Here is a 24,528-nt window from a genome sequence, read left to right on the forward strand (position 1 = left end):
ATGAAAAAAATACTTTGTGCGTTTTTGACGCTGGCACTTTTTTGCGCGGTCGGCGCGGGCTGTCGCCCGAACATTATCGACAAACCCGACGACGAATACGAGGTCAACCTCAACGTCGATAAAAACATTTCCGAAACGCTCACCATACTCGTGCCCAGCAACGACGGCGGGTTGGAAGAATCCTATATCGAGGCGTTAAAGCCCGGATTTAAGGAAATGTTCCCCAACGTGGAGATCAAACTCGACCGCCGCACCATTTCGGATGCGAAATATGCGGAGTCCATCAGCAGCGCGATCGCTTCGAGCAACGTTCCCGACCTGTTTTACACCAACACGGTCTTTTATTACTATCTCGTGAGCAAAAACTGCGTCGTCAGCCTGGAACCTTACTACGAGGCGACGAAAAAGGCGGGCACGCTCGATCTGGAAGCGGATTATTACAATTCGTTTTTCAACATGAGCACGTATGAAAACAAGCGCTACGTCGTGCCCCGCTCGATGGATTCCGTCGTCACCTATTACAATACGGAAATTTTGCAGGCGGCGGGCATCGATCCCGAAACGGACGAGCGCTTTTCCAACGATTGGACTTGGGAAGACCTCGTTTCCGTCTGCTACGATCTGAACGCTTACTTTTCGAGCGAGGAAGGCAAAGCGGCGGGCTACGGCAATGCTTTCGCTCTGCACGCGGATTTCGATTGGGAAGCGGTGTTCAACGCGATGATGCTTTCCTACGGCGCGGAAGTGTTCGACGGGGAAGGTAAAGTCGCCGTCGAATCGGAAAACATGAAAACCATGGCGAAAATGATCCGCGAACTGGCGGAGGCGGGGAGGATCCTGCGCACGAGTACTTCGGGCTCCACGTTCGGCAACGGAAATTGCGCATTTCATTTTTCCTCCCTCGGACCCGCGAGAATGGATCTGAACGCGGCGATCAAAGGTAAATTCGACGCGCTGCCGTTCCCTTTGATCGGAAAAGATCCGAAAATCGGCTGCGGTTTCGCGGGCTGGGGCATCAGTTCCACGACGCCTGTCGGCGCCAAGCGCGACCTTGCCTGGCAGTTTCTCCAATACATGATCTCCAAGGAAGGGCAGAGCGCGCTCATCAACGCGGGGCTTGCCACGCCCTCCGTGCGTATCGATCTTGCGGAAGAAAAGGCTTGGTCGAAGGGCTATCAGGACCTCAATCTCGACGCCTGGCTCGTCGGGGAAGAATACAAAGTTTCCTCCAAATTTTTCGTTTCGCAGGCGCCTTCCTGCACATTCGATATCCTCACCGCCATGCAGGAATTTATGATGAAACTGGTCGATACCGATAAGTCGGTGGATTCGCTTGTGATCGCCTGCAAGGAGCAGTTGGAGGAGGCGGTATCGTTCGCATGATTTCCGTAACGCTTAAAAAAAGGATACGGGGGAGCGTGAGCGGCTGGCTGTTCGTGCTCCCGATGACGGTCGGCATCTGCGTCTTTACGCTCGTGCCCATCGTGCAGTCCTTTTATTATTCCTTTTTTAATTACGACGTGGTTTCCGTCTTCGACTTTGTCGGATTCGGAAACTATATCAAGGTGTTTACCGAATCGGAAATGAGCAAGGTCGTGACGAACACGCTGTTTTTCGCCGCCGTGAATATACCCGTCGTCATGTGCGGCTCCTATCTTTTAGCGCTGTTTCTGAACGTAAACGTAAAGGGGATCAAGGTGTTCCGCGTGCTTTATTATCTTCCGTGCGTGATGCCCGCCATCGTCGGGGGTATCGTATGGAGTTATCTCATGCGGGATAATCCCGAAACGCCGGGGATATTCAACCAGTTTTTGATCTCGCTGGGGCTTTCCTCCTCTGCATTTTTCAATGCGGAAAACCTGACGGCGATCCTTTCCATCGTGCTGATGAATTTATGGAGTTTGGGCGGCGGCACCATCATCTGGTTGGCGCAGTTCAAAAATATACCCAAACAACTGTACGAGGCGGCGGAAATGGACGGCGCGGGCGCGGGAAGGAAATTTTTTTCCATCACCTTGCCCATGTCCACGCCCATGATCTTTTACAATCTGATCACCACCTTTATCGTAACGCTGCAATTCAACGGCACGCTCACTTTTGCGCCCAACGGCGGGCGGGGCAACGACAAGGCTACCTATATGTTCGGGCTGAAAATTTATCACGAGGCGTTCCGCCGCTACAACATGGGTTACGCCTGCGCCTTGGCGTGGGTGCTCGTGGTTGCGGTCGGGCTGCTGACGGGGCTGGTTTTCAAAACCAATAAGTGGGTGCAGTATGACAGTTGAAAAGAAAAAAACAGTAAAAAGAGTTGTCGGAAAGGCGATCGTTTACTTCTTTCTCGTACTGATCGCAGTCATATTGCTGTTTCCTTACGGATTTATGCTCAACCGCGGGCTGATGTCCAACGAGCGGGTGCTGGATGCGCATATGTACTATTGGACGGACGGGCTGCATTTTATCAATTACGTGCGCGCGTTCAGCGACGGCGGCTACGGTATGCCGCTCGTGAACAGTCTGATCGTCTGCCTCATCGTGTGCGTGAGCACGCCGTTGGCGACGCTGCTCGCCTCCTACGCGTTCGCGCGGCTGGAATGGATCGGCAAAAATACCGTGTTTGCCGTTATGATGGTGACGGCGCTCCTTCCCTCCATCGTCACGCAGGTGCCGCTCTACGTTTTATACAACGATATGGGGCTGACGAACACCTTGTTTCCTCTCTTTCTCCCGGGGCTCTTTTTCGCGGGGGCGATGAACGTATTCCTCGCCAGGCAGTTCTTGCTCGGCGTGCCCAAGGAGTTGGAAGAGAGCGCGAAACTCGACGGGGCGAACGCGTTCGTGCGGTGTTTCGTCATCTGCGCGCCGCTGTGCGCGCCCATCCTCATCTATCTGGCGGTCAACGCGTTCATCGCTGCATGGGGCGATTATCTCACGCCTTCCATGTATAACAACAGCACCGACGCGCCGTTTACGCTCGCCTACGCGCTCTACGATATGACGAGCAAGGAAACGAATTCCGTGCACCCCGAATGGATCTTTGCGGCTGCGACGATCATGTCGGTCGTCCCCACCGTTTTATTCGCCGTGTTCCAGAAATATCTGATCGAAGGCGTACAGACGGCGGGACTGAAAGGATAATGGAGGTAAATGATTTGAAGAAAAAATTAGTATCGCTGCTGACGGCGCTGCTCTTATGCGTGAGCGCCGCCTGTATGAGCGCTTGCGGAGGGGATACGATGACTGATATACGGCGCGGAATGGACGAATATTCGTTCACGAAAGCGAGTTTTTCCGCGACAGACCGCGTGGGACGGAAGATCACGCCCATGCATAAGGAAAAGACCGACCATGAACGGTATGTGGGGGTATTCTACTTCCTTTGGCTGGGCACGCACCTGTCGTCGGCGGGCGTGTACGACGTGACAAAATTGCAAAAGACGGCGGAAGGGGCGGCGGCCGTGTTCGACGCATCCTATCGTCTGGGGCAGAAAGTCCCGAATACCGTAAACGCGGAGGAGGGTTATCCCGACGGCATGGAAAGCCCCACCAATTACGTGCATTGGACCAATGAGCCGCTCTACGGTTATTACAACACCGCGGACGACTGGGTCGTCGCGCGCCATATGGAACTTCTCACGATGGCTGGCGTCGATTTTATCTTTTTCGACACCACCAACGAGTATGATTATGCCGAGAACGAGCATACGGGCTTTGTTTCCGACCCGTCCGATCCCAAAAACGTGCAGTTGAGCCGCCCGACGTACGCGGTTCTGGATACCATTCTGGAACTTTCCGACCAGGGGTGGGACGTGCCGCAGGTCGTCTTTTATACCAACAATAAATCGGGCGAACGCGTGAAAGAGATCTACGAAGATTTTTATGCGAGCGGCAAATACGATTCTATCTGGTTCGCCCCGTTCGGCAAGCCCATGATCGTCGGTACGACCGACAAAAACAAGGGCACCGATCAGACGGGCGACAATCGCGTGGATATTTCCGCGGATATGCAGGAATACTTCGACGTGCGCGAATCGCAGTGGCCCAATCAGGCCTCGCAAAGCAACGGCTTTCCCTGGATGGACTGGTCGGAGGGCAACCAGAACTTCTATTTCGAAGACAATAAAGTGATGAACGTCAACGTCGCCCAGCACGGTTCGAGCGAAACTTCCTATTCGGCTTACACGCACTACGGGCGGCCCGCGGACGGCAGGAGTTCCCGCGGCTGGAACGAAGCGGAGTTTTCCATCGACGAGGACTGGGAATCGGGTAAAAATATCGAAGACCAGTGGGACAGCGTGTTCCGCTACGAAGAAAACGGGAAAGAGGTGGAAATGGTCACCGTTTCCGCCTGGAACGAGTGGCTCGCCTGGAAATACAACCCCGCGGGCGACAGCATCCTGTACGTCGATAACTTCAACAATCAGTTTTCCCGCGATCTGGAAATGGACCGGGATTACTATCAGGATAATTTCTATCTGCAATTGGTGCGCAACGTGCGTAAATACAAGTACGGCGCGGCAAAAGATGATTACGAATGGGAGGAAAAGACCGTCTCTTCTCTTTCCGACTTCGACAAAGTGCAGGCGAAATACAAGGATTTCGTTGGCGATGCGCGCGTGCGGGATTTCTACGGCTTCGATATCCGCACGGGCTCGAAGGAAGCGAATCTTTTAGGGAGTTGGTACACCGACACTTCCAACCGCAACGATATCGTGGAGACGGCGATCGTGCACGACGGGAAAAACGTGTATCTGCGTATCCAGACGAAAGACGATATCACGCCTTACGCGGGCGGAGAAAACTGGATGAACGTGCTCGTCAAAACCAAAGCGAGTACGGCGGAAAACAGTTGGGAAGGCTATAACTTCATCATCAACCGTGCTCCCGTAGACGGCAAGGCGAGCGTGGATATGAGCGTCGGCGGCTGGAACTGGAAGAACGTAGGCGCGGCGGACATGAAGATCGAAAAAAATCAGATGATGATCACCATACCGCTTGCCATGCTCGGGCTTTCCGCGGAAAATTTCGTATTCGAATTCAAAGTGGCCGACAACGTGACGCAATATACCGACATTATGGACTACTATATTTCGGGCGACAGCGCGCCCATCGGCAGACTGAATTACGCGTACGGTTATTAAACTGATCCGAAAGCCGCATGATCGCGGCGCAAAATAAAAAATTTATGGAGGAAACTATGAGCAAAAAAAGATTCGGCGTCCTGTTATCACTGGCCGCGGCGCTCATACTGTCGCTTTCCCTTTTGACGGGAATGCTGCTGTTTGCGCGCGCCGAAGGGATCGACGCGGCCCGCACAAATTTCGGTTTCGTCGCGGTCACGTCCGCAGATCCGCAGGGCGAGACCGACAAACAGTCGGTAGCGTTTGTCATCAATACCAATTTGGGCGAAAACTCGTTCAACGTGGGTTCTCCTTCGACGGATAAAGTAACGTATACAAAGGCTTCCGGCGGCACGAGAACATTGAAAAATATCTCATACGTCTTCGACGACGCGGTGAGCAAACTCGTCTTTGCGTTCAATGAAGACACTGTTACGGACGGAGCGGTCGTTTACGAGGTCGGGGACACTTTGAAGATCGCAAGCGGCTTTACCTTTAAAAACTGGGACGGCGGCGACTTGGGCATCGCGACGGCGAAAGACGTGACGATCACCTACACCGCCGACGGTTGGAGCGGCGATCTCGTCAGCGACAAGGTGACGGGTGCGGCGGTTTCCAACGGAGATTTTAAAACGCATACCATCAATTCCGGAAACTGCATCATCGTGGATTTCAATCTGACGAACGTAGCGGGGAAGGGGGCTTTATGCGATAAGGAGAGCGGGTGGTACGCGACTTTCGGCAATAAGCCGCAAGTCATATTCAATAAGATCGCGAAATATATCCAACTTACCAACGGAAACGAGGTAAACGCTTTTACGCGCATTGCGATCAATAACGGAAAGATCGCCGTCACCGATACGATCGTACAGGAGGGCGCCGTACTGATTTTGCGCAAAGGGTTGCCCGTATATGAAGTGGGGCATATCGACGAGGCTTTGAACAGCGATTACTGTCTGGGCATAAATAATTATCACCCCGTCATGATCTTGCAAAAAGATCTCGTCTTTCAGTTCGAAGGAAACAAATGGAACGCCGTCGAAAATTTTGCGACGAGCGCCGAATTCACCAATACCCAGGCAGAACTGAACAGCGTCTGCGTGGGCAACTACGTGCCTTTGAAATGGAAGATCAACGAGGGCGCCGTGGAGCCTATGCCTGCGTTCACCTCTTCCGATCCCGCGATCGCCACCGTAGACGAAACGGGCGTGGTGCACGGCGTCAAGGAAGGGACGGTCACGATCACCGCACATTTTCTGAACGTGAGCGCGCAAATCGAGATCACGGTCAACGCGGAATCCGCGATCAAGGGATTTACTTTCGAGATCAAGGGCGCTGCGGTAAAGGACGGCAAGCAGTATCTCGTCGAGTATACCGACAGGGCGTTCGACGCGGCGTTTGCGGCGTCCCGCCTGAACGCGACCATCGAATATGAAAACGGAACTTTCGGCGACACGTTCGACGTGACCGCCGCAATGATCTCCGATTCCAAACTCGATCTTACGAAAGAAGGCGTTTCGGCGATCACCGTCACCAAGGACGATGTCAGTTGCGACGTGCCCGTGTACGTGTACGAAGTGACGAAAGTCGACGCCCTGGCGCCCGATAAGGTGGTGTCCTGGGGAGATTTTCTGGATCTCTGGTTTACGGACGTGATCGACGGGAACGAGTCGGCTCTCGTCGAAACGATTGATTTCCGCCAGAAACCCGAATACGGCATCGACAATACGATCGCGACGTTGCGCGATCCCGCGACGGGAGCGGGTGCGTCGTACGAACTGTACACCATCGGACAGGTTTCCGAAAAACAGTGCATTCTGGCGTTCAACAATTATAAAGCCACCGAACCCGAAAAGTTCCCCGTCGGGGGCGTGCTGACGCTGAACGAAAATTTCCGTTTCTATCGGTACGTCGATGAAACCTGGATCGCCTCTTACAAATTCGACGGCCCCGTTTCCTACGTGTGGGACGGCGCCGCATGGCAGAACTATGTGGCGGACGCCGACGATTTCGAACTTGCGAAAACCGAACTCGTCGTGCCCAAGGGCGCGTCGTTCTCGCCCGACGTAAAACTGCTGCCGGAGGGCTCCTTTGCAACATTGTCGATGACTTCTTCCGCTGCCGATATCGTGGCGGTCGAGGGCGGCAAACTGGTCGCGAAAAACGTGGGCAATGCGGAGATCACTTTGAAACTCGGCGATAAGACGAAAGTTTTGAAAGTCAACGTCAAGGCGCCCGATTCCGTTTCGCTCGTCGTCGCAAACGACCGCACCTTCTACGTTGCGCAAAACGGAACTTTCGACGTTTCCAAAGTCAAAGTGCAGATCGATTACGGCGACGGCTTTTTAAGCGACGAGATCGCGCTTACCGACGCGACCGCCGTGTTTACGCTGGATACCGCCTCGGCGGGCAGGAAGAACGTCGAGATCGAATGCACGCTCAAAGTCAACGGCGTGGATATCGAGGCCAAAGTGACCGTTTCCGTCGACGTACAGCCTGTCGTGGAAACCTATCCCGATAACCTCACCTGCAACGACGACAACGCGTGGTCGGGCACGACGATCCTCATCTACTTCCAGAAAACTTTCCCCAACCAGGCGAACGTATACCCCAAAGATCTGACCGAAGAGGAAGGCAAGACGATCACCGATTTCGTGACCTATACCCGCGAAGGCGCCACGGTCACGGTGGATAACCCCGGATATCTCACGAATATGCTCGCGTTCACGCCGAAAATCGACGGCGTAGCGATCACCGAATACAAAACGGGCGACACGATCACCCTCAAAAAGGGGCTGTGTTTCTATAAATGGTTCGGGGAAACGGACGGCACCAACACGCCCAAGGGCGACGGCGATTTCGTAAAAGTGGGCGAGATCAAATACGACGTCGTCATCCGATACAACGCGCAGGGTAAATTTGCCTGGAACATCGCGCCCGCCGACGGCAGGGTATTGGAAGAGATCGTCGAAGTGGGCCTGGGCGAAACGCACGCCTCCAACGTGGAAACGATCCCTTCTTACGCCACCAACGGCGAATGGTTCTTTACCGAAGAAAACGACAAGATCGCGAAAGTCAACGCCAACGGGCTGATCAGCGGCAAGGGCATCGGAGAAACCACCGTGACCGCCACTTTGAAGACTTCCGACGGCACGATCGTCAAAACGGTCACCTACAAAGTAAAAGTCACCGACGCGGTCGCGGGGCTGAAACTCACTTCCGACAAGGCGATCCGCTTAGACTTGGGAGCCGAACTCGACGTCGCTTCGCTCATCGAAAAATTCGGACTGAAAGGCACGGTAGTGCTCGCGTCGGGCGCCGAAGGCGACAGCGTGGATCTTACCAAAGCGCGCGTGACGGGCTACGACGCCGATACCTCGGGCGAACAGACGCTTACGTTCCGCTTAACGGTGGACGGCAAGTCTGTTACGGGCACGATTGCGATCCAGGTCGGCAAGGCGGGCGGCTGCGGCTCCAGCGTGGCTGCGGTTTCGTCGGCAGCGGCGGCGCTCCTTTTGGGCGCGGCGGCGATCGTCCTTTTGAAAAAGAAAAAAGCATAAATAACGTTTTGTCCGAGGCGCGGTTTTTTCCGCGCTTCGGATGAAAATTCGGGTACGGCAATGGAAATTTACGATTTAAGAACGGAAGGGCGGCAGGAGCCCCTCGGCATCGACGCGGCGCATCCCGCGTTTTCCTGGAAGATACGCGGCGAGAACGTCTTTCAGCAGACGTACAGGATCCGCGTCGACTATTCCGAAGAAGCGGCTTTGTCGAAAACAGGAGAAGCCTGGGACAGCGGTACGATCGTATCCGACGCAACGTCCGGGGTATGCTACGAGGGAACGCCGCTGAAAGAGCACGGGCAGTATGTTTGGACGGTGGAGGTCAACGGCGCGCTTTCTTCTCCCGCGCGGTTCGAAGTTTCCTATCTCGGAGAACCGATGCCCTGCGCGCGCTGGATCGGCATGCCGCTCTCGTACGCGGGCGGCACGGACGTCGTCCGGCTGGACTTTTCGGCGCGCAAACCCGTGCGCCGCGCCCGTTTTTATGTGGCTGCGCTCGGCACGGGGCGCTGCTATTGCAACGGTAAACTCGCGGAGGACAGTTACTTTAACGGTTCCGTATCCGTCTATCGGAAAAAAGTATATTACAGCGTGTACGCGCCCGAGATACGGGAGGGGCGCAACGCCCTTTGCATGGAGATAGGCTACGGCTTTTACGGCGCAAAAAAAATGAAGGGCGAACTGTTCGTCGAGTACGCGGACGGCTCTTGCGAAACCGTTCCTACCGTGGCGGGCAGACTGTGGAACGTGACGGGCGGCGCGGTGACGGAAAACAGCATTTACGGCGGAGAAGTGTACGACGCGCGGCGCGAACGCGATTGGTTTTCGCCCGATTACGCGGTGAGCACTTCGGAATTCGTCGCGGCGTATTGTACGGATGCGCCCGAAGGAAAACTTTGTTCCAATCCTTTGCCGCCCGTCGCGGTGAGCGAAAGTTTCGCGCCGCTCTATGTGCGCGGCATGGGCGGAGGCAGGTATCTCGCGGACGCGGGCAAAAATATCTCGGGACGGCTGAAAATCACCGTTCGGGCGGAGCGCGGTGCGAAGATCACGCTGCGGTATGCGGAAATTATAAGCGGTGAAAGTCGGGTGAACCGCGCGAACCTGCGCACGGCGAAAAGCCGCGACGTATATATCGCCGCGGGGAAGGAAGAGGAAACGTACGCGCCCTGTTTCACCTATCACGGATTCCGTTACGCCGAGATCGTGACGGAAGGAAACGTGGAGATCCTCGGCGTGACGGCGCAGCAGATGCGCACCGCAGTGACGCCGGCGGGCGAATTCGCCTGTTCCGACGAGTGCCTGTCCCGCCTGCATGAAATGGCTTTTTTGACGGAGGCGAACAATTTGCACGGCGTATTCACCGACTGTCCCCAGCGCGACGAGCGGCTCGGCTGGCTCAACGATTTGTCGTCGCGCGTGTTCGAATCGGTATGTAATTTCGATCTGTCCGTCTTTCTTCCCAATTTCGTGGATATGATCTCCGACTCGCAGGACGATACGGGCGCATTCGGCGATACCGTGCCCTTTACCGTCGGTTCGGACACGGCGGACGCGGTGGACGCGTTTCAGTTGCTCGCGCTCGTCGCCTATGGCTTTTACGGCGATCGGCGGGTGCTGGAAAAGAATTACGAAAGTTTTTGCCGCTGGAACGAAAAACTCGCAGGATTCGTGAAGGGCGGCGTGTGCGAATGGGGCATATACGGCGACTGGTGCCCCGCGTTCGCCTATTCCAACGGCGGCGACGGCACCCATTCCGCGATGGTCACGCCCAAATTCATGGGCGCGGCATATTATCTGTGGAACCTCTCCCTTACGCAGAAGATCGCAGAAATTTTAGGAAAAAACGAGGACGCGGAGCGCTGGGGCGCGCTTTTCGCGGAGGGCAAGCGCGCGTTTTTCGAAAAGTACGTCAAAGACGGCGTAATCGGCGGCGGCTCGCAGACGGAATGCGCCGTGGCGATGACGATTTTTCCCGAAGAGTCGGAACTTTGCAAAGAATGGGCAAAGCGCGCCGCGGAAGATCTGCGCGCGCGCGGGTATCATACCACGTGCGGAAATCAGGGATACAGGCATCTCTTTTACCGCCTCGCCGAGGCGGGGTACGCGGAGGAACTTTGCCGCCTGCTTCTGAACAAGGAATACCCCGGCTGGGGCTATATGCTCGAACAGGGCGCAACGACGGTATGGGAACGATGGGAATCGGACGTGGGCACGGATATGCACTCTTTCGATCATCCCATGTTCGCCGCCTACGACGGGTTTCTCTTCAACTATCTGGCGGGGATCCGCACGAAAGAATGCGAAAATGCCTTTCAGAAGATCGTCGTCGAGCCTTGTTTCGTAAAGTGCCTGCAAAGCGTTTCGGCATCGCTCGAAACGGTCCGCGGCAAAATTTCCGTCCGTTGGGAAAGAACGGGTAAAACGATCGTGCTGTCCGTAGACACGCCCGCGAACACGCGGCTCGTCGTGCGCGCGGCGGGCAAAGAACTTTGCATGAACGGGCGTTCGGTCCGGGACGGGATCGAACTTACCAACGGTAAATTTATCATAGAAATAGGAGAATGCGATGAAACGAATCAAAAAGTGGTCGGCGCTTGCGATCGGACTGCTGACGGCGGTGTGTATGATGGTCGGCTGTACCGATAAAGGCGCGGGAACGCCCGAGGATACGTTCCCGTACTATCCGCAGAGGACGCAGATGAAAGAGGACGGGCAGTACTACGCGCCCGAAGGCGTAGAATTTCCCGCGTCGCTGTGGCAGACGCCCGCTTCCGAACGATATGAAGCGCTCGACAGAGGCGAGATCAAGGCGTATTTCATTCAGTCCGTCGACGATACGAAAGTATTCTGCTACGTGGGACTGCCCGAAGGCGCGAGCGCGGAAGATCCCGTTCCCGCCGTCGTTCTGGTTCACGGCGCGCTCGGCACGGCGTTTTACGACTGGGTGCGCGCCTGGAACGACCGCGGCTATGCCGCCGTTGCCATGGATACGGAGGGGCGTATGCCGAAAACCGATACGTCTACCTACAACGCCGTATATGAAACGAGCGTCATGCCGCACGGTCCCGCCAACGCGTCGTTTACCGACTGCACGAAACCGATCGGCGAACAGTGGGTTTATCACGCGCTCGCGTCCGTGATCGCCTCAGCCAGTTTTTTAAAGAGTTTTGCGGGCGTTGACAGTTCCCGCATGGGCATTACGGGCGTTTCCTACGGCGGTTTTCTCACCTGTCTTGCGGTGGGGTATGACGACCGTTACGCCTTTGCGGCGCCCGTTTACGGGTGCCTTTCCAACGCGGAAGGGGCGGGCGAATTCGGGAGTTATATCCGCAATAACGAAGGCGCGGACCTGTGGGACGATACGGGCGCGCTCGCGGCAGGCAATGCGCCGATTCTGTTCGTGAACAGCGATACGGACACGCACTTTACACTCGATTCGATGGCGCGGTGCATCCGCGCGGCAAAGTACGGCGCGGCAACCGTCATACCGGGGCTGACGCACGGTCACGCGCAGGGCGCCGAGGTCAGGGAAGTGTTCGCCTTTGCCGACGAAATCTGTTTGAAAAAGACGCCGCTCGTCCGCGTTCTGACCTTCCCCGAAAACGGCGAGATCGGGATCGCCGTGCCCGAAAGCGTAAAGGTTTCCGAGGCTGTACAGCGCTATACTCTTTCGGAAACCGTCGATTCGTCGACCGAGTGGGCGGAAGAAAAAGCCACGCTAAGCGGCGGATACGTATTCGTTTCCGCAGAAAAATACAAACGGCATTATTATATCCTTCTTCGCGACAGCCGCGGTTTATATGCGGCGAGCGTTCTCGTTTGAAAAAACAGGATCGCGGGGCGGCACATTTGCCGCCCCGCTTTTCATATTATTATAGTAAGACTTTGATTACATAACGGTATCTCTCTTTGCGTGCGGAGGGCGGTATTGTTATGTAATTTTTTTGAGGTTCATAAATAATGCCAATCCTACAACGATATTCCAACATTAAAAACGGCGGGATCGTGTTGATCGGAAATACGCTCGGGCTGAGCAAGGCTGCCAATGCGAACGCACCCGGCACGCTCGGTTCCATCGGTGCGTTCGTCAGTTTAGATACGTCGCTGCAAGTGGGCGCGTTTCCCCCGGGGACCACGCTCGATTACACCAAAAACAGTTCGGCGGCTTCCCTGAATCTTCCCGCAGGCAGCAGCGTGCTGTATGCGGAACTGATCTGGGGCGGCCTGTTCCGTTCGAGTGTCAACAATATTTCCAACCTGTTGGATAACGCCGTCACGTTTACGACGCCGCAGGGCGTCAATTCGATCGTCCCCGACACGCAGACGCGGCAGAATTTCAACATCACCAACGACGGGCAGACCGTCGGTTTTTACGTGCGCAGCGCGAATGTGACTTCCCTCGTGAAAACGGCGATGAACGGCACGTATTCGGCGGGCTCGATCCCGTCGCTCATCGAGGCGATCGATTCGCGCACCTCGGAAACCAACCACGCGGGCTGGACTTTGGCAATCGTCTACGAAAATGCGTCGCTGCCCCTGCGCGATCTCACTTTATGGGGCGGCGGCACGGTGGTTTCGCCCTCTTCGGGCAGCACCGACGTGACGCTTACCGATTTTATCACGCCCGACGCCCTTCCCATTGCGGGAAAACTGTTTATATCCGCGCAGGAAGGGGACGCGGTGCTCACGGGTGACAGAATGCTGTTCGGGCCGGATTCGGCTTCGCTCACGCCCGTATCGGGGCCGAACAACCCCGTAGGAAACTTTTTCGCCTCTCAGATCAACGATTCGAACGGCGTACTGGATACGAGCGGGACGTTCGGAACGCGCAACGCGAACGCCGCTGCGGGCACGAATTCGACGGCCTGCCGACAGGGCTGGGACATCACGGCGGTAGACGTTTCGTCCCTTCTTTCCGCGGGAATGACGACTGCCGCCATCCGCTTTACGACCGACGGAGATCTGTACGTCGCCAACGCGCTCGCCTTGCAGATCGACAGCAAAGGCGCGCAGCTCATCGTGCAAAAGAGCGTCGATAAGACCGTTGCGGAAGTCGGGGAAGCCATCGGTTACACCTTGCAGATCACGAATACGGGCAGCATCCGCGCGGAAACGGTGACCGTACAGGATCTTCTTCCCAACGAGGCCGAACTGATCGCGGGCTCGATCACCATAGACGGGGTTCCGTACGGCGGCGCGCTGCCCGTGACTTTCGGGCCTTTGAATGCGGGCGCCACGGCCGTCGTCAAATTTTCCGTCCGTGTGAATTCTTTGCCCGTTTCCAATCCGATCTTCAATATAGCGCAGGCGGATTACACCTTTATCCCGTTCCCGGGCAACGTGGTGACGAGTTCTTCCGATTCCAATTACGTCGCCGTGTATATCGTCCGCATTGCCCTCGACGTCGTCAAGAGCGTGGATAAAGCGTATGCCGTCGCAGGCGAAACGCTGACGTATACTTCCGTCGTGACGAATCACGGAAATCTGCCTCTCACCAATGTGCGATTTACCGATCCGATTCCCGCGGGAACGAGTTTTATCGCGGGTTCCGTCACGGTAAACGGCGTTTCCTTTCCCGCTTACAATCCGTCCGTCGGGTTTCCGCTGCCGAGCCTGGTTCCCGCGCAGAGCGCGATTGTAACGTTTCAAGTCCAAATCAATCCGTAGGAGAAAAAATACAAATGATCATACTCAACCAATCCAACGTAACGTTCGATTACGTTTTGCCCGACCAATCCACGCAGAGCGGCGAACAAAACAGCAACGTCGTGCAAACGGAAGTGCTCTCTTCGTCTGTATCCAAAGTCAAGAGTTCGGATAAAGCCTTTTTGAACGAAGGCGAAACGGCGCGGCAGAAAGTCGTCGTCACGAACAACAGTTCGGCGTATCTTGCCGCACTGATCTTCAAAGACATCATGACTTCGGGCGCAACTTACGTCGCGGGCAGCGTGGCAATCAACGGCGTGGCGCAGCCTTCGTACGACTTGTCCGCGGGCTTCCCGCTTCCCGATCTGCCTGCGGGCGGAAGCGTGACCGTCGAATACACCATTCTTGCCAATAATCCCAAAACGGACAATTCCGTTACCAACAACGGCGCCGTCACGTACACGGTCAACGATCCCGTGCGCGGCCCCGTGACGTATACCGAAAACACCAACCCCGTCACCATCGCTCTGATCTCTACCCGTATGAGCGTGGTCAAGAGCGTGGATAAGGCGTACGCGGTCAGCGGAGAAATTCTGCATTACACTTCTTTGATCACCAATACGGGCACTCTGAACAAAACCAATCTCGTGTTCTATGATCCGATCCCCGCGGGCACGACTTTCGTAGCGGGCAGCGTGAAGATCAACGGCGTGTCCTATCCCGCGTATAACCCCGCGGTCGGGTTCCCTCTGAGCGATCTCGCGGTAGGGCAGAGCGTTACGGTAGAATTCGACGTAAAGGTGGTGTAGCGCTATGAATACGATCGTCAACGTATCGAATGTGACGGATAACGAGGGCGTCTATTACAGCAACCCCGTCACGACGCTCGTTCGCCGCCGTCCGAGATTTACGCCGTATTACTATCCCTGCAGCCGGAGTTGTCAGGATTGCTGCGACTGCTGTTGTTACTGTATGTTTTGCGATTTTTGGTTCTGAGAAAAAGGGAAGCGGTTGAATTTCAACCGCTTCTTTTTTTGCATCGTGACAAGGATAAATTTTGGTAATACATTCCATAAGTGATTATTCGTGAAATAATTGTGAAAAAACATGGAAACTATTTGACAAAATTGTAAAAATAAATGTATAATTAAACACAAACTAGTAGTGTATTCATTTTAAAAACAACCGGTTGTTTTTTCGTTTTCTTGCGTTGCAAGAAAACGAATGATATTGACAGCCGAAATATTTGTTCGACAGCACCGTCAACATCCCCGGGGCGTTCCCGGCTTTTTTGTTAGACGTAAATATTGCAAGAGGTGTTTATGAAAGGAGTCATCCATAAGATTCTCATCACTCTTTTGGCTGTTTCGGCGCTCGTCTGCGTTGCGCTCGGAATCGTAGCCTGCCAGCGGCAGATCAAGGATTCCGTGACCGTCACTTTGATCAGCGAGACGCTCGAAAAAAAAGAGGTCGAGGCCAAGCCCGGCGACCCTCTGCCCGTGCTTTCGGTAGAGGACAGGGATTTCGAGGGGTACTGGACGGACAGCGGCTATCAGGTGCGCTATGAAAACGACGTCGTTCCCGACAAGAACGTAACGCTGTATTATAAGTTGAATCTGCAGTATTACAATCTCGTGCTCGACTACGGAACGAGCGGACAGTTGCATTTTCAACTCCGCCGCGGCGTCAACGAAAAACTGCCCGATATCGCGCCCATGGGCTCGCTTGCGGTCGGATTTTCCAAGACGGAAGACGGCGAGGCGGATTTCCTTCTCGGCGACACTGTCAAAAATCTTGCGGAAAAAGGCGGCACGGCTACTCTCTATGCGCGTTATGAAGTAAAGGACGCGGGCGATTATACCATCGAGAACGGCACCGTCGTCGCATATAACGGCAAGAGCACCTCTCTCACTCTCCCTCTGGGGGCGACAAAGATCGCTGCCGGAGTTTTTACGAACAATAAAAACAGCGAAAAGGTGACTTCCCTCATCGTGCCGGCAACGTATAAAGAGATCGCCTGCGGCGCTTTCGAAGGCTTGACCGCGTTAGAATCGCTTACCGTGCCGTTTATAGGCGGCAGCCGCACGGCGAACCGCTTTTTGGCGTACACGTTCGGCGCAAAGAAATACGACGAGAACACCTATTCTTTCGCAGGCTATACCGACGGCTCTTCGCTCTATATGGGGGACCAGCATTTCGAAAATCAGGTCCTGCCCCTCTCTTTAAAGACGGTGCGCGTCACCGAAAAGACGAAGGAATTTGCCGAGGGCGCCTTTTACAGTGCTTACGCTCTCGAAAACGTTGTGCTTGATTACCCCGAGGCGTTGGACAAGGTCGGCAAATCCGCCTTTGAAAACTGCATTTCTTTCGGCTACAATGCCGCGCTCAGTATTGCGGTCAGTCCCGCCTGGTTGCGTTACGTTAGCACGATCGGCGAAGCGGCGTTCAAATCCTACACGGGCAACACCGAATCTTCCGTCAAGGTGATCTATCCTTACGGCGAACAGTTGCCGAGTTACACCGCAACCCTGATTACATACGCTTATCCTTTCAACAGTTTGAAAACCATTCCGAAACTCGACAATATCGTGAGTGTCGGAAACGAGGCGTTCTATTTTGCCGCCGCGTTGGATTCCTTGGAATTCGGCAACAAATTGAAGACCATAGGCGAGCGCTCGTTCGCCTATACGCTCTCCGTTTCGGGACTGAAATTTCCCGATTCGCTCGAATCGATCGGAAACTTTGCCTTTGCGCTCAACGGCGCGCTGAACATCGAATTCGGCACGGGCATCACCTACATCGGCGTCATGGCGTTCGAGGAATGCTCCAACTTGTCCGAAGTCGTTTTCAAGGGCACGCAGGTTCCCGAACTCGACGGGAAACAGTGTTTCAGCAATACTCTGACCGATAACGGTTCGGATGGCTATAATATCGGATTTGACAGTTTCCGTATTTACGTGCCTACGGCCGCGGCGGAAGAGTACCTGCTCGATCCCGACTGGGCGGAATACACGTCCTATATTTATACGGCGACAGGCAGCCGCGCGCCTGCCTATTGGTCGAAAGACGGTTCCTCGTGGGACGCGAAATTCGAATTTACCGACGGAAGCATCGTGTTCGTGACCGATCCCGAACAAAAATTCATTTCGGAAATCGATTATCTGAATTTCGGTGAAATGACTTACGGCGCAACGTGCGGTACGTATTATCCGATGATGTACGAATTCATCGATGCGGAAACATATGCGAAAAAGGCGTTAGGCAAGAACGCGGGCACGCATGCCAAAGAATTATACGAAAATCAGACGCTTTTGCATCTGTGGCATCCCGAACTCGTCAGTTACGACGGCACGGTCCTCGACGATCTGTATTTTATGATCAGCGATCTTCCTTACGGATATGAGGGCTCCCGCGTCGCTTTGCCCGTACTGGAAAAAACAGGCTATAAAAATGCCGATTTCGGCAGCGCTACTGCGGAAGGCAGTTATGTGATAGGCACCAATGCCTACGGAGTCCCGCAACTGAACAAAGTCATGAGAGACGGCGCGTTCTATTACCTCGACGCGATTCCCGATCCTGCGGGGACGTTCTATTCCCGCATGACCGACGACGACATTTCCTATACTTTCACCTATTTCGACAAAGATTATAAGGTGATCGACGAAAAGGTTTTCGTCCGTTATAATGATGTGACGGCAAGTTGGTCTTCGCCGATTTATCCGAAAAGCGAAGACTACATGACGTTGCAGACCAACGCATATTATAACAATTCCAACGAATTGTATCTGGATGGCAGAGGCGGCGCCATCGTCAGTATAGAAAACGGGAAAGTCAAATATAATTGTTCGGTCATCGAAGATTCGCAGAAGAAATTCGGCGAGGAAGGATATACCGTACGGCTTGTTCAATTCAAATCCGACGGTACGGCGGTATCGGGGCTGGATGGCAGTGCGGTTTTCCGCGACTATATGAACGGAAACTATTCCTGTATCGATTTAACGGTCGGAGAGTTTTCCTATACCATACTGAACGTCACGTATGATTCCGGCTGGTATCGTTATACGTATGATTACGTATCTTCCGTAAAAATCCATATGCCAGAATACAGTACCGACGTAAACGATGATTTTTGGCGTTATACCCGCCTTTCGACCGTCGAGGTTCTCGGAAATATTTCTATCTATATCGTTTCTTTTGACGAGAAAGAAACGATCGCAGCGGCGTATTATCGCGAATACGATGAAGTCAATAATATGATATCGTTCGGCACGGTCGAATACGGCGCAGGCGCGGAGTTTTCTATCACGGACAGCGACGGAAATACCAGGACGGCGCAAACAAAGGATAATCGCGGTTCGTTTAAGATCGGTGAAAAAAATTATATCCGCTACGACGATTCGGAAGACATGACGTTGGTCCTGACCGAAAATTTCTACGGCACCTTGCTATATTACTATACGGTCAAAACGGACGGCTACGGGAATATGTATATTCTCGACGAGCATGACGACGATATCTGCGATATGTATGTGGGCACGTACGACGACTATAACGGTTTTGTTTCAAACGGGGCTTCTTATTACGAACTGATGTTCAGCGGCGTAAAAGTGGATAAGAAAGGCGAGCCCGTCTCGGATGAAACGGTAAATATGTGGATCCTGTATGATTTCGGAACGCTTTCCGCCTGGTCGGACGAGGACAGCGATGCGCAATGGTACGGACAGATCGCCTCGATCTATACCGACCATGAGGAAACGGTGGTCAGCGCATATGACGATTTCGGCTATAAATTATTTGACCTCACCGTAGATATTTACGGAAACACCGAGTATGTACAGTATTCTTATGTGCTCGATATCAAAGGCAATGTAACTTATAAGGCCTTGGAAAAAGGCGATGTGGAATATTTTATTTCCGTTACCAATGCAACCGGGGACGTACTCTATTTTATCGCTTTCGATTCAAACGGCAACGCGATGTATAGCATTCGACGGGAAGAGGGGAGCGATCAATTTGTGATCGTGCGTGACGGAGGACAGTTTATCGAGTCCGGCGTACGCCGCTACGTAGTCGTCGAAACGGAGGATCTGAAAAAACTCTCCGAAGACGGCGCCTCTTTCGGAAAACTGTAAAAGCAGCGCGATAAGCCGCGCTTGTGTAAATCCTGAATCTTTAAAGGAGAGAATAAACGATGAAGGTCAAAAAAATACTTCTGAGATTGCTATTGTGCGTGTTCGTACTTGCCGTACTGTTTGCTGTGGCGGCGTGCGAACCCGCCAAAAAAGATGACGGCGACAAAATTTCGTCTATAGCGATCGAACCCGCTTCGGCGGCTTTGACGGTAGGCGAAGAACTGAATTATGACGATTTTGAAATTACCGTGACTTACGAAGGGAAGAAAGCACCCGAGAAGGTCAAACTTACGGCCGCAATGATTTCCGAAGACGACAAACTTTCATTGTCGGAGATCGGAACGCATTCGCTTACCGTCAACTGTATGGGCGGCACGACGACTCTGCAAGTAACGGTCAATCCTCTGGCAATGGACGTAACCGTGGAAAACGCCTCCGCGGTTTATACGGGCGAGCCCGTCCTTCCTTCAGTGAAAGGCGCTCCCAAGGATGCGAAGATCGAATACACCGTTTACAGCGGCACGAGCGCCGTTGAAGCGAACAAAGTGGACGAAGCCGTCGACGCGGGCGAATATTTCGTGCAGATCAAAATCAGCGCGAAAAATTACGCTACCGTCGAGAAGACTGCGACGATATCCATTGAAAAAGCGCAGTTCGACGTTTCCGAACTCATCTGGTCAAACACCGGTTATCTTTATACGGGGACGGAAATACAACTTGCGGCAACCTGCGAAGGGATGCCCGAGGGGATTTCTTTAAACAATTTTACCGCGAAGGATAATCAGGCGGTCAAGGCTACGGAAAAAGGCTATTATGAGGCGACCGCAAACTTTACGGGTTCGAACAAAAACTATACGCTGACTTCATGCGTCCTTACCTGGAGGATCCTGGAAGCGAGCGCAGTCGATCTCGAACCCTGGTTCGGTATTTCGGAAGGAACTTTGATTTCCGCGGTTTTCGATAAGGATACGTTTACTTTCGACGGAACGACGAGTAATTACGAAACGTTCGAATACGATGCGGACGGCAACGCCGTCATACCCGTTGACGGCTATATTTCCGTTACCGTAAAGGGCGGCGTTCTCCGCGTACAAAAAGCGGATCGTACATATGCGCTTGTTTCCGAAAGCGCGCTGGCGCGTTTTGCGGGGCAGTATTCCATGTTGGTCGAAGAATTCGAACTCGTTTTCGATAAAGTAAACGGCACGGCAAACCTCGTTTCCAAATTGAAAGGACAAGAGTCCGTCACTCGTCCCGTAACCTTAACGGTAGCGGACGAAGGCGACGTGGAAGACGCCGTGATCGCCGTGGAAGGCGTCGATTGGGAGTTCAGATACGACTTCGCCGCGAAATACCTGCGATTGGACAACTATGCAAATCCCGCCGATTTCAATGTGATCGATACGGACGGCGTTTACCTTGCGGCCAAAGAAGAGGCGGACGCATACGTCGCAAACATGCCTGTCGGAACGTTCGTGAATTACGATAACACCGGTACGATAACGGCAAATGAAAACGGGGAAATTTTCTATAACGGGTATCCCGTCACGATCTATTGCTCGATGTACAACGCTTCCGTTCAATGCTATATTTCCTATAATTCCAACAATCGCGAACAGAATTTTGTGATCGATAAAGATTATTTCCAACTGAGCATTTATAAATATATCTATCTTCCTCAGGATTACAGTCAGTTCTTCGGTATTTATTATCTGAAAGATAACGACGGTCTGCACAGCGGCGATAAGATTTCTTTCATGGAATATTCGGGACAATATTCCGTAATAGTCGGTTCCGTCACTTACGATTATCTGAAAGGGCAGGTCAAATTTGTACTGAACGGAGACGTTCTGACCGCAACGTTGACGAGAGAAGGCGAAACCGCTTTTGACGTTGTGTTTACGGACGGTATAACCGTTGCGAACGGAGATTCCGAATTCCTGAAAGTACAGAGTCTGATAGAATATGCAGGTTATGCGGGCAAATATATTTATGGCAACGCAAAGGGCGAACACCTTTCTTACGACAATCAAGGTGCGTTTACGCTCGGCGGCGAGACTACCGGCGATTATACCATTCAGAAAACGGATAACGGTACGAAATTAACGCTGAATTTCGGCGGCGAAACGCGTACGGTCGAATGGGGCGCAGATAACCGTTACCTGACCGTGAACGGAAACGATCTGTTCGTTTACAGCGAGATGGCGAGAGATACGGACGGCAGAACTTCCGGCATGAATTACGTTTCGGGGGATGACGTCGTAAAATTCGTCGACGATACTTATTTTGTCAACGACGCCCCGTTAACAGACCTTTCGTTCTCTTTGGTCGACGACGGCAATGAAAACGGCAGAAACGTTTTGCAGGTGAAAGGCAAACTCGGCGCGGTCGAGTATACGATCGTGCATTATTCGCAGGCGGTACTCAAAGTAAACGGCGAAGTGTATGTAGCGGAAGTGTTCGGCGGCATTTACGGCAGCGAATTCAAGCCGACGGTTGATTCCGAAAACACATTCAAACTGGGCGCGGACGGAAAAATGATGTTCCGCGGAAAAGAAATATTTGTCTATTCCGCAAACACCTATACGCATTTTGATTTCTATCAGGATTCGAAATTGTATTATTATTCCTTTTCGGTAAATGCGACGAATATTACATTTAACGATTCCATCGTCTATGAAGTTCCCTATTATTTTGCGGCGTTTTTCGATTTTAAAGGCGCATATATCTCCGCAGACGGTACGAAAGCCTTCTATTTCGCGGAAAAAACCGTTTATTATGACGAAACTTCATCCACGTCTTTCAGCGTCATCCCTACGGAGAGCGGCGCAACGATGAAATTGGGCGATCGTACCGCAATATTTACCAAAACCGCCCAAGGCGTTATTTCTTTGGTTTATAACGGAATCACTTACAATCCTGTATCTTTCGACCTGAACGATATTGTCGGAGATTATATCGTCTATAACGGCAATTCCGGCGGCATTAAAATGAGTTACAATCCGAATGATACCTCATATTATGCGCCCAAACTCAGTAAACTGATCGTTCGGAACGGCGAGATCACGCCTGTGATCAATTTCAACTACGGCGACAATGCATATCTGATCAAAAATACCGATGGCGCCACGGCGGCGAAATTGCCTTACCTTGCCGTACAGGATAAATTTGCGAACTTGATCGGCTCGGAATTGTTTAACGGTAAAAGTCTTTCCATTGCCGTAGGCGTGACCACCAAACCCGACAGCACCGATTTGATGCCTTCGCTCGTCGTGCTGTACGACGGCGAAACCGCTACGCTCGTGAAAGAGGATTACCAGAATTTCAGAGTGACGTTGGGCGGGAAAGAGTACTTCTTGCGCAGCAACAGCGATTCTGCAACGAAAGATATTCTGCCGCTTCTCGTATTCGAAAGTTGGTGGGAAGATTATGACGGCGAATACAAATTCAACGGCAATACGGTCAAACTTGAAATCACCGTGGGCGGCGCGGAGGATCAGCCCGCCACCGTATTGAAAACGACGTTCAACGGCGAAGAGATAGAACCTGCGTTCGAAGATATAACGGGCGGTAAAATGATGACGTTTACTTTGGACGGAGTTACGTATAAGGGCGTCATGAGCAAAACGGGGTCTGTCAACGTTGCCGTATACAAGACGTTTGAATATGATTTCTTCTATACCGAAAACTTTACGAATACGGTAGAGGGCAAAGCGCTTTCCCTGCCTGTTGTGATATCCGGCGATTTTGCAGAGTACGTGAACGGCTATGCGATCAAATTTGATCTGACGAATGCGAAATACGGCGAAGAGAGCGTTATCTATGCGCAGTATCTCTATACCGAAGGCATTTTGATTTTCGAAACCGCAACCCAGAGTTATGCTTACGACATTGCCGCAAAACAATTATATAGCGACGTTTTGCCCGAAGGCAGCGATTTCCGCGGCGCAGTGAACGAAGGCGAGTACGGAAGCGTTCTGGATGACGTACAGATTCTCGTCCGCTTTGTGTCGTTTGATAAGACGAGCGGAAAAGCCGTTCTCGGTTTCTATTTCGACGATAGTTATCGCGGTACGAATCTCAACCTGGCGACTTCTGTCCGTGTAAACGAAAATCTTTATAAACTGACGGGAAAAACGGCTGCGGCAGATTCCGTGACCGCATATCTCGAAAAACAGGCGGACGGTACGTTTGTTCTCTATACAGAGAGCGAATATCTCTTTGACGGCGAGTTTACCGTAGACGGAAAAACTCTTGTGATCGAGCGCAGCATTGCCGCAGGCGTCAGAAGTTATACCGCTTCGTATGACGGCGCCGATGCCGTGGATATCAAACCCGATTTCAACGCAAATTCCTTTACTTTGGTCTTGAACGGAAAATATTATTACGTGACTTGGACGATCGAAAATGAAAAAGTTTCTTTCGCGCTTGAAGAGATTCCCGCAGCGGTCATGCAGTTCGTTAAAGGAAACACGTATGTTTACAATACGTATTATTCGTATCATGAAACGATGATGAATATTACTTTTGCGGGCATGTCGGGCGAAGGCGCTCTGTTCAATATCGAATGTTCCGGAAGCATAAGCGGAACGTATCAGGGAGTGCTCAGTTCGGACGGTTCTTATATTTTAGCGACACTCAGTTATTATGCTTATCGTATCTATTTAAATCCTGTCGATGATTTCTATGTAGACTATGTTCTCGTTTATAATTCGGGTACCACCGCTAAATTCATGGGATCGCATACCACCGAGGACGGCAAAGAATTGACGATTTTGATTTCTTCTGAATCAATAGAGGACGACGACGGTTTTGCCGGATTCAACGCGCCTTCGTTTGTCGTTACATATGACGGAAAATCCTGTACGACGACCGCGAAATACAGCGACTATATGTCTTCTCTTGAATTTAACGTAGACGGCAAGACTTACGAGGCGAAGATCGAAAACAACCAGATGACGGTTACGGAAAAAACGGCGGCGTAAAACCGCAGACAACACTCTTCGATAAGAAGGGGAACGAAATGTAAAGCGTTACGGCATTGCCCCCGCGGTCCGCGGGGGCAAG

General features: G+C 52.7%; 12 protein-coding genes. All 12 read left to right on the forward strand.

Going from position 1 to position 24,528, the window contains the following annotated elements; translation table 11 throughout:
* The 12 genes from ESZ91_RS07635 (at nt 1) to ESZ91_RS07690 (ending at nt 24,446) form a co-directional block, all read left to right on the forward strand.
* Entirely contained in the window at nt 1-1,383 is a 1,383-nt protein-coding gene (locus ESZ91_RS07635; RefSeq protein ID WP_129225787.1) for an ABC transporter substrate-binding protein, read from the forward strand.
* On the forward strand, nt 1,380-2,285 hold the full coding sequence (locus tag ESZ91_RS07640) for a carbohydrate ABC transporter permease (protein ID WP_129225789.1): 906 nt from the start codon (nt 1,380-1,382) through the stop codon (nt 2,283-2,285). Before ESZ91_RS07635 ends, ESZ91_RS07640 begins: the two co-directional genes overlap by 4 nt.
* Nucleotides 2,275-3,135: a carbohydrate ABC transporter permease gene (locus ESZ91_RS07645; protein WP_129225791.1), complete on the forward strand. Its 861-nt coding sequence runs from the start codon at nt 2,275-2,277 to the stop codon at nt 3,133-3,135. Before ESZ91_RS07640 ends, ESZ91_RS07645 begins: the two co-directional genes overlap by 11 nt.
* 14 nt (nt 3,136-3,149) lie before the next feature.
* Nucleotides 3,150-5,138, forward strand: coding sequence for a hypothetical protein (locus ESZ91_RS07650; RefSeq protein ID WP_129225793.1), 1,989 nt, complete (start codon nt 3,150-3,152; stop codon nt 5,136-5,138).
* 56 nt (nt 5,139-5,194) lie between these two features.
* Nucleotides 5,195-8,677 carry an Ig-like domain-containing protein gene (locus ESZ91_RS07655; protein ID WP_161971097.1) on the forward strand — a complete coding sequence of 1,161 codons (3,483 nt, stop codon included), beginning with the start codon at nt 5,195-5,197 and terminating at the stop codon, nt 8,675-8,677.
* A gap of 60 nt (nt 8,678-8,737) precedes the next feature.
* Nucleotides 8,738-11,329 carry an alpha-L-rhamnosidase gene (locus ESZ91_RS07660; RefSeq protein ID WP_129225797.1) on the forward strand — a complete coding sequence of 864 codons (2,592 nt, stop codon included), beginning with the start codon at nt 8,738-8,740 and terminating at the stop codon, nt 11,327-11,329.
* Complete coding sequence (locus tag ESZ91_RS07665; RefSeq protein WP_129225799.1) at nt 11,250-12,506, forward strand: alpha/beta hydrolase family protein; 1,257 nt, start codon at nt 11,250-11,252, stop codon at nt 12,504-12,506. The genes ESZ91_RS07660 and ESZ91_RS07665 overlap by 80 nt, the downstream gene beginning before the upstream one ends.
* Nucleotides 12,507-12,688: 182 nt before the next feature.
* Complete coding sequence (locus ESZ91_RS07670) at nt 12,689-14,350, forward strand: DUF7507 domain-containing protein (protein ID WP_161971098.1); 1,662 nt, start codon at nt 12,689-12,691, stop codon at nt 14,348-14,350.
* Between the two features lie 14 nt (nt 14,351-14,364).
* The gene (locus tag ESZ91_RS07675) at nt 14,365-15,138 is read left to right on the forward strand and encodes a DUF11 domain-containing protein (protein WP_129225803.1); all 774 of its coding nucleotides are present in this window, start codon (nt 14,365-14,367) and stop codon (nt 15,136-15,138) included.
* Nucleotides 15,139-15,142: 4 nt separating this feature from the next.
* Entirely contained in the window at nt 15,143-15,325 is a 183-nt protein-coding gene (locus tag ESZ91_RS07680) for a hypothetical protein (RefSeq protein ID WP_129225805.1), read from the forward strand.
* 326 nt (nt 15,326-15,651) lie between these two features.
* Nucleotides 15,652-19,461 carry a leucine-rich repeat domain-containing protein gene (locus ESZ91_RS07685; protein WP_129225807.1) on the forward strand — a complete coding sequence of 1,270 codons (3,810 nt, stop codon included), beginning with the start codon at nt 15,652-15,654 and terminating at the stop codon, nt 19,459-19,461.
* A gap of 59 nt (nt 19,462-19,520) precedes the next feature.
* On the forward strand, nt 19,521-24,446 hold the full coding sequence (locus ESZ91_RS07690; RefSeq protein ID WP_129225809.1) for a hypothetical protein: 4,926 nt from the start codon (nt 19,521-19,523) through the stop codon (nt 24,444-24,446).
* The last annotated feature ends 82 nt before the right edge of the window (nt 24,447-24,528 follow it).

The organism is Candidatus Borkfalkia ceftriaxoniphila (assembly GCF_004134775.1).
Lineage (GTDB): Bacteria > Bacillota > Clostridia > Christensenellales > Borkfalkiaceae > Borkfalkia > Borkfalkia ceftriaxoniphila.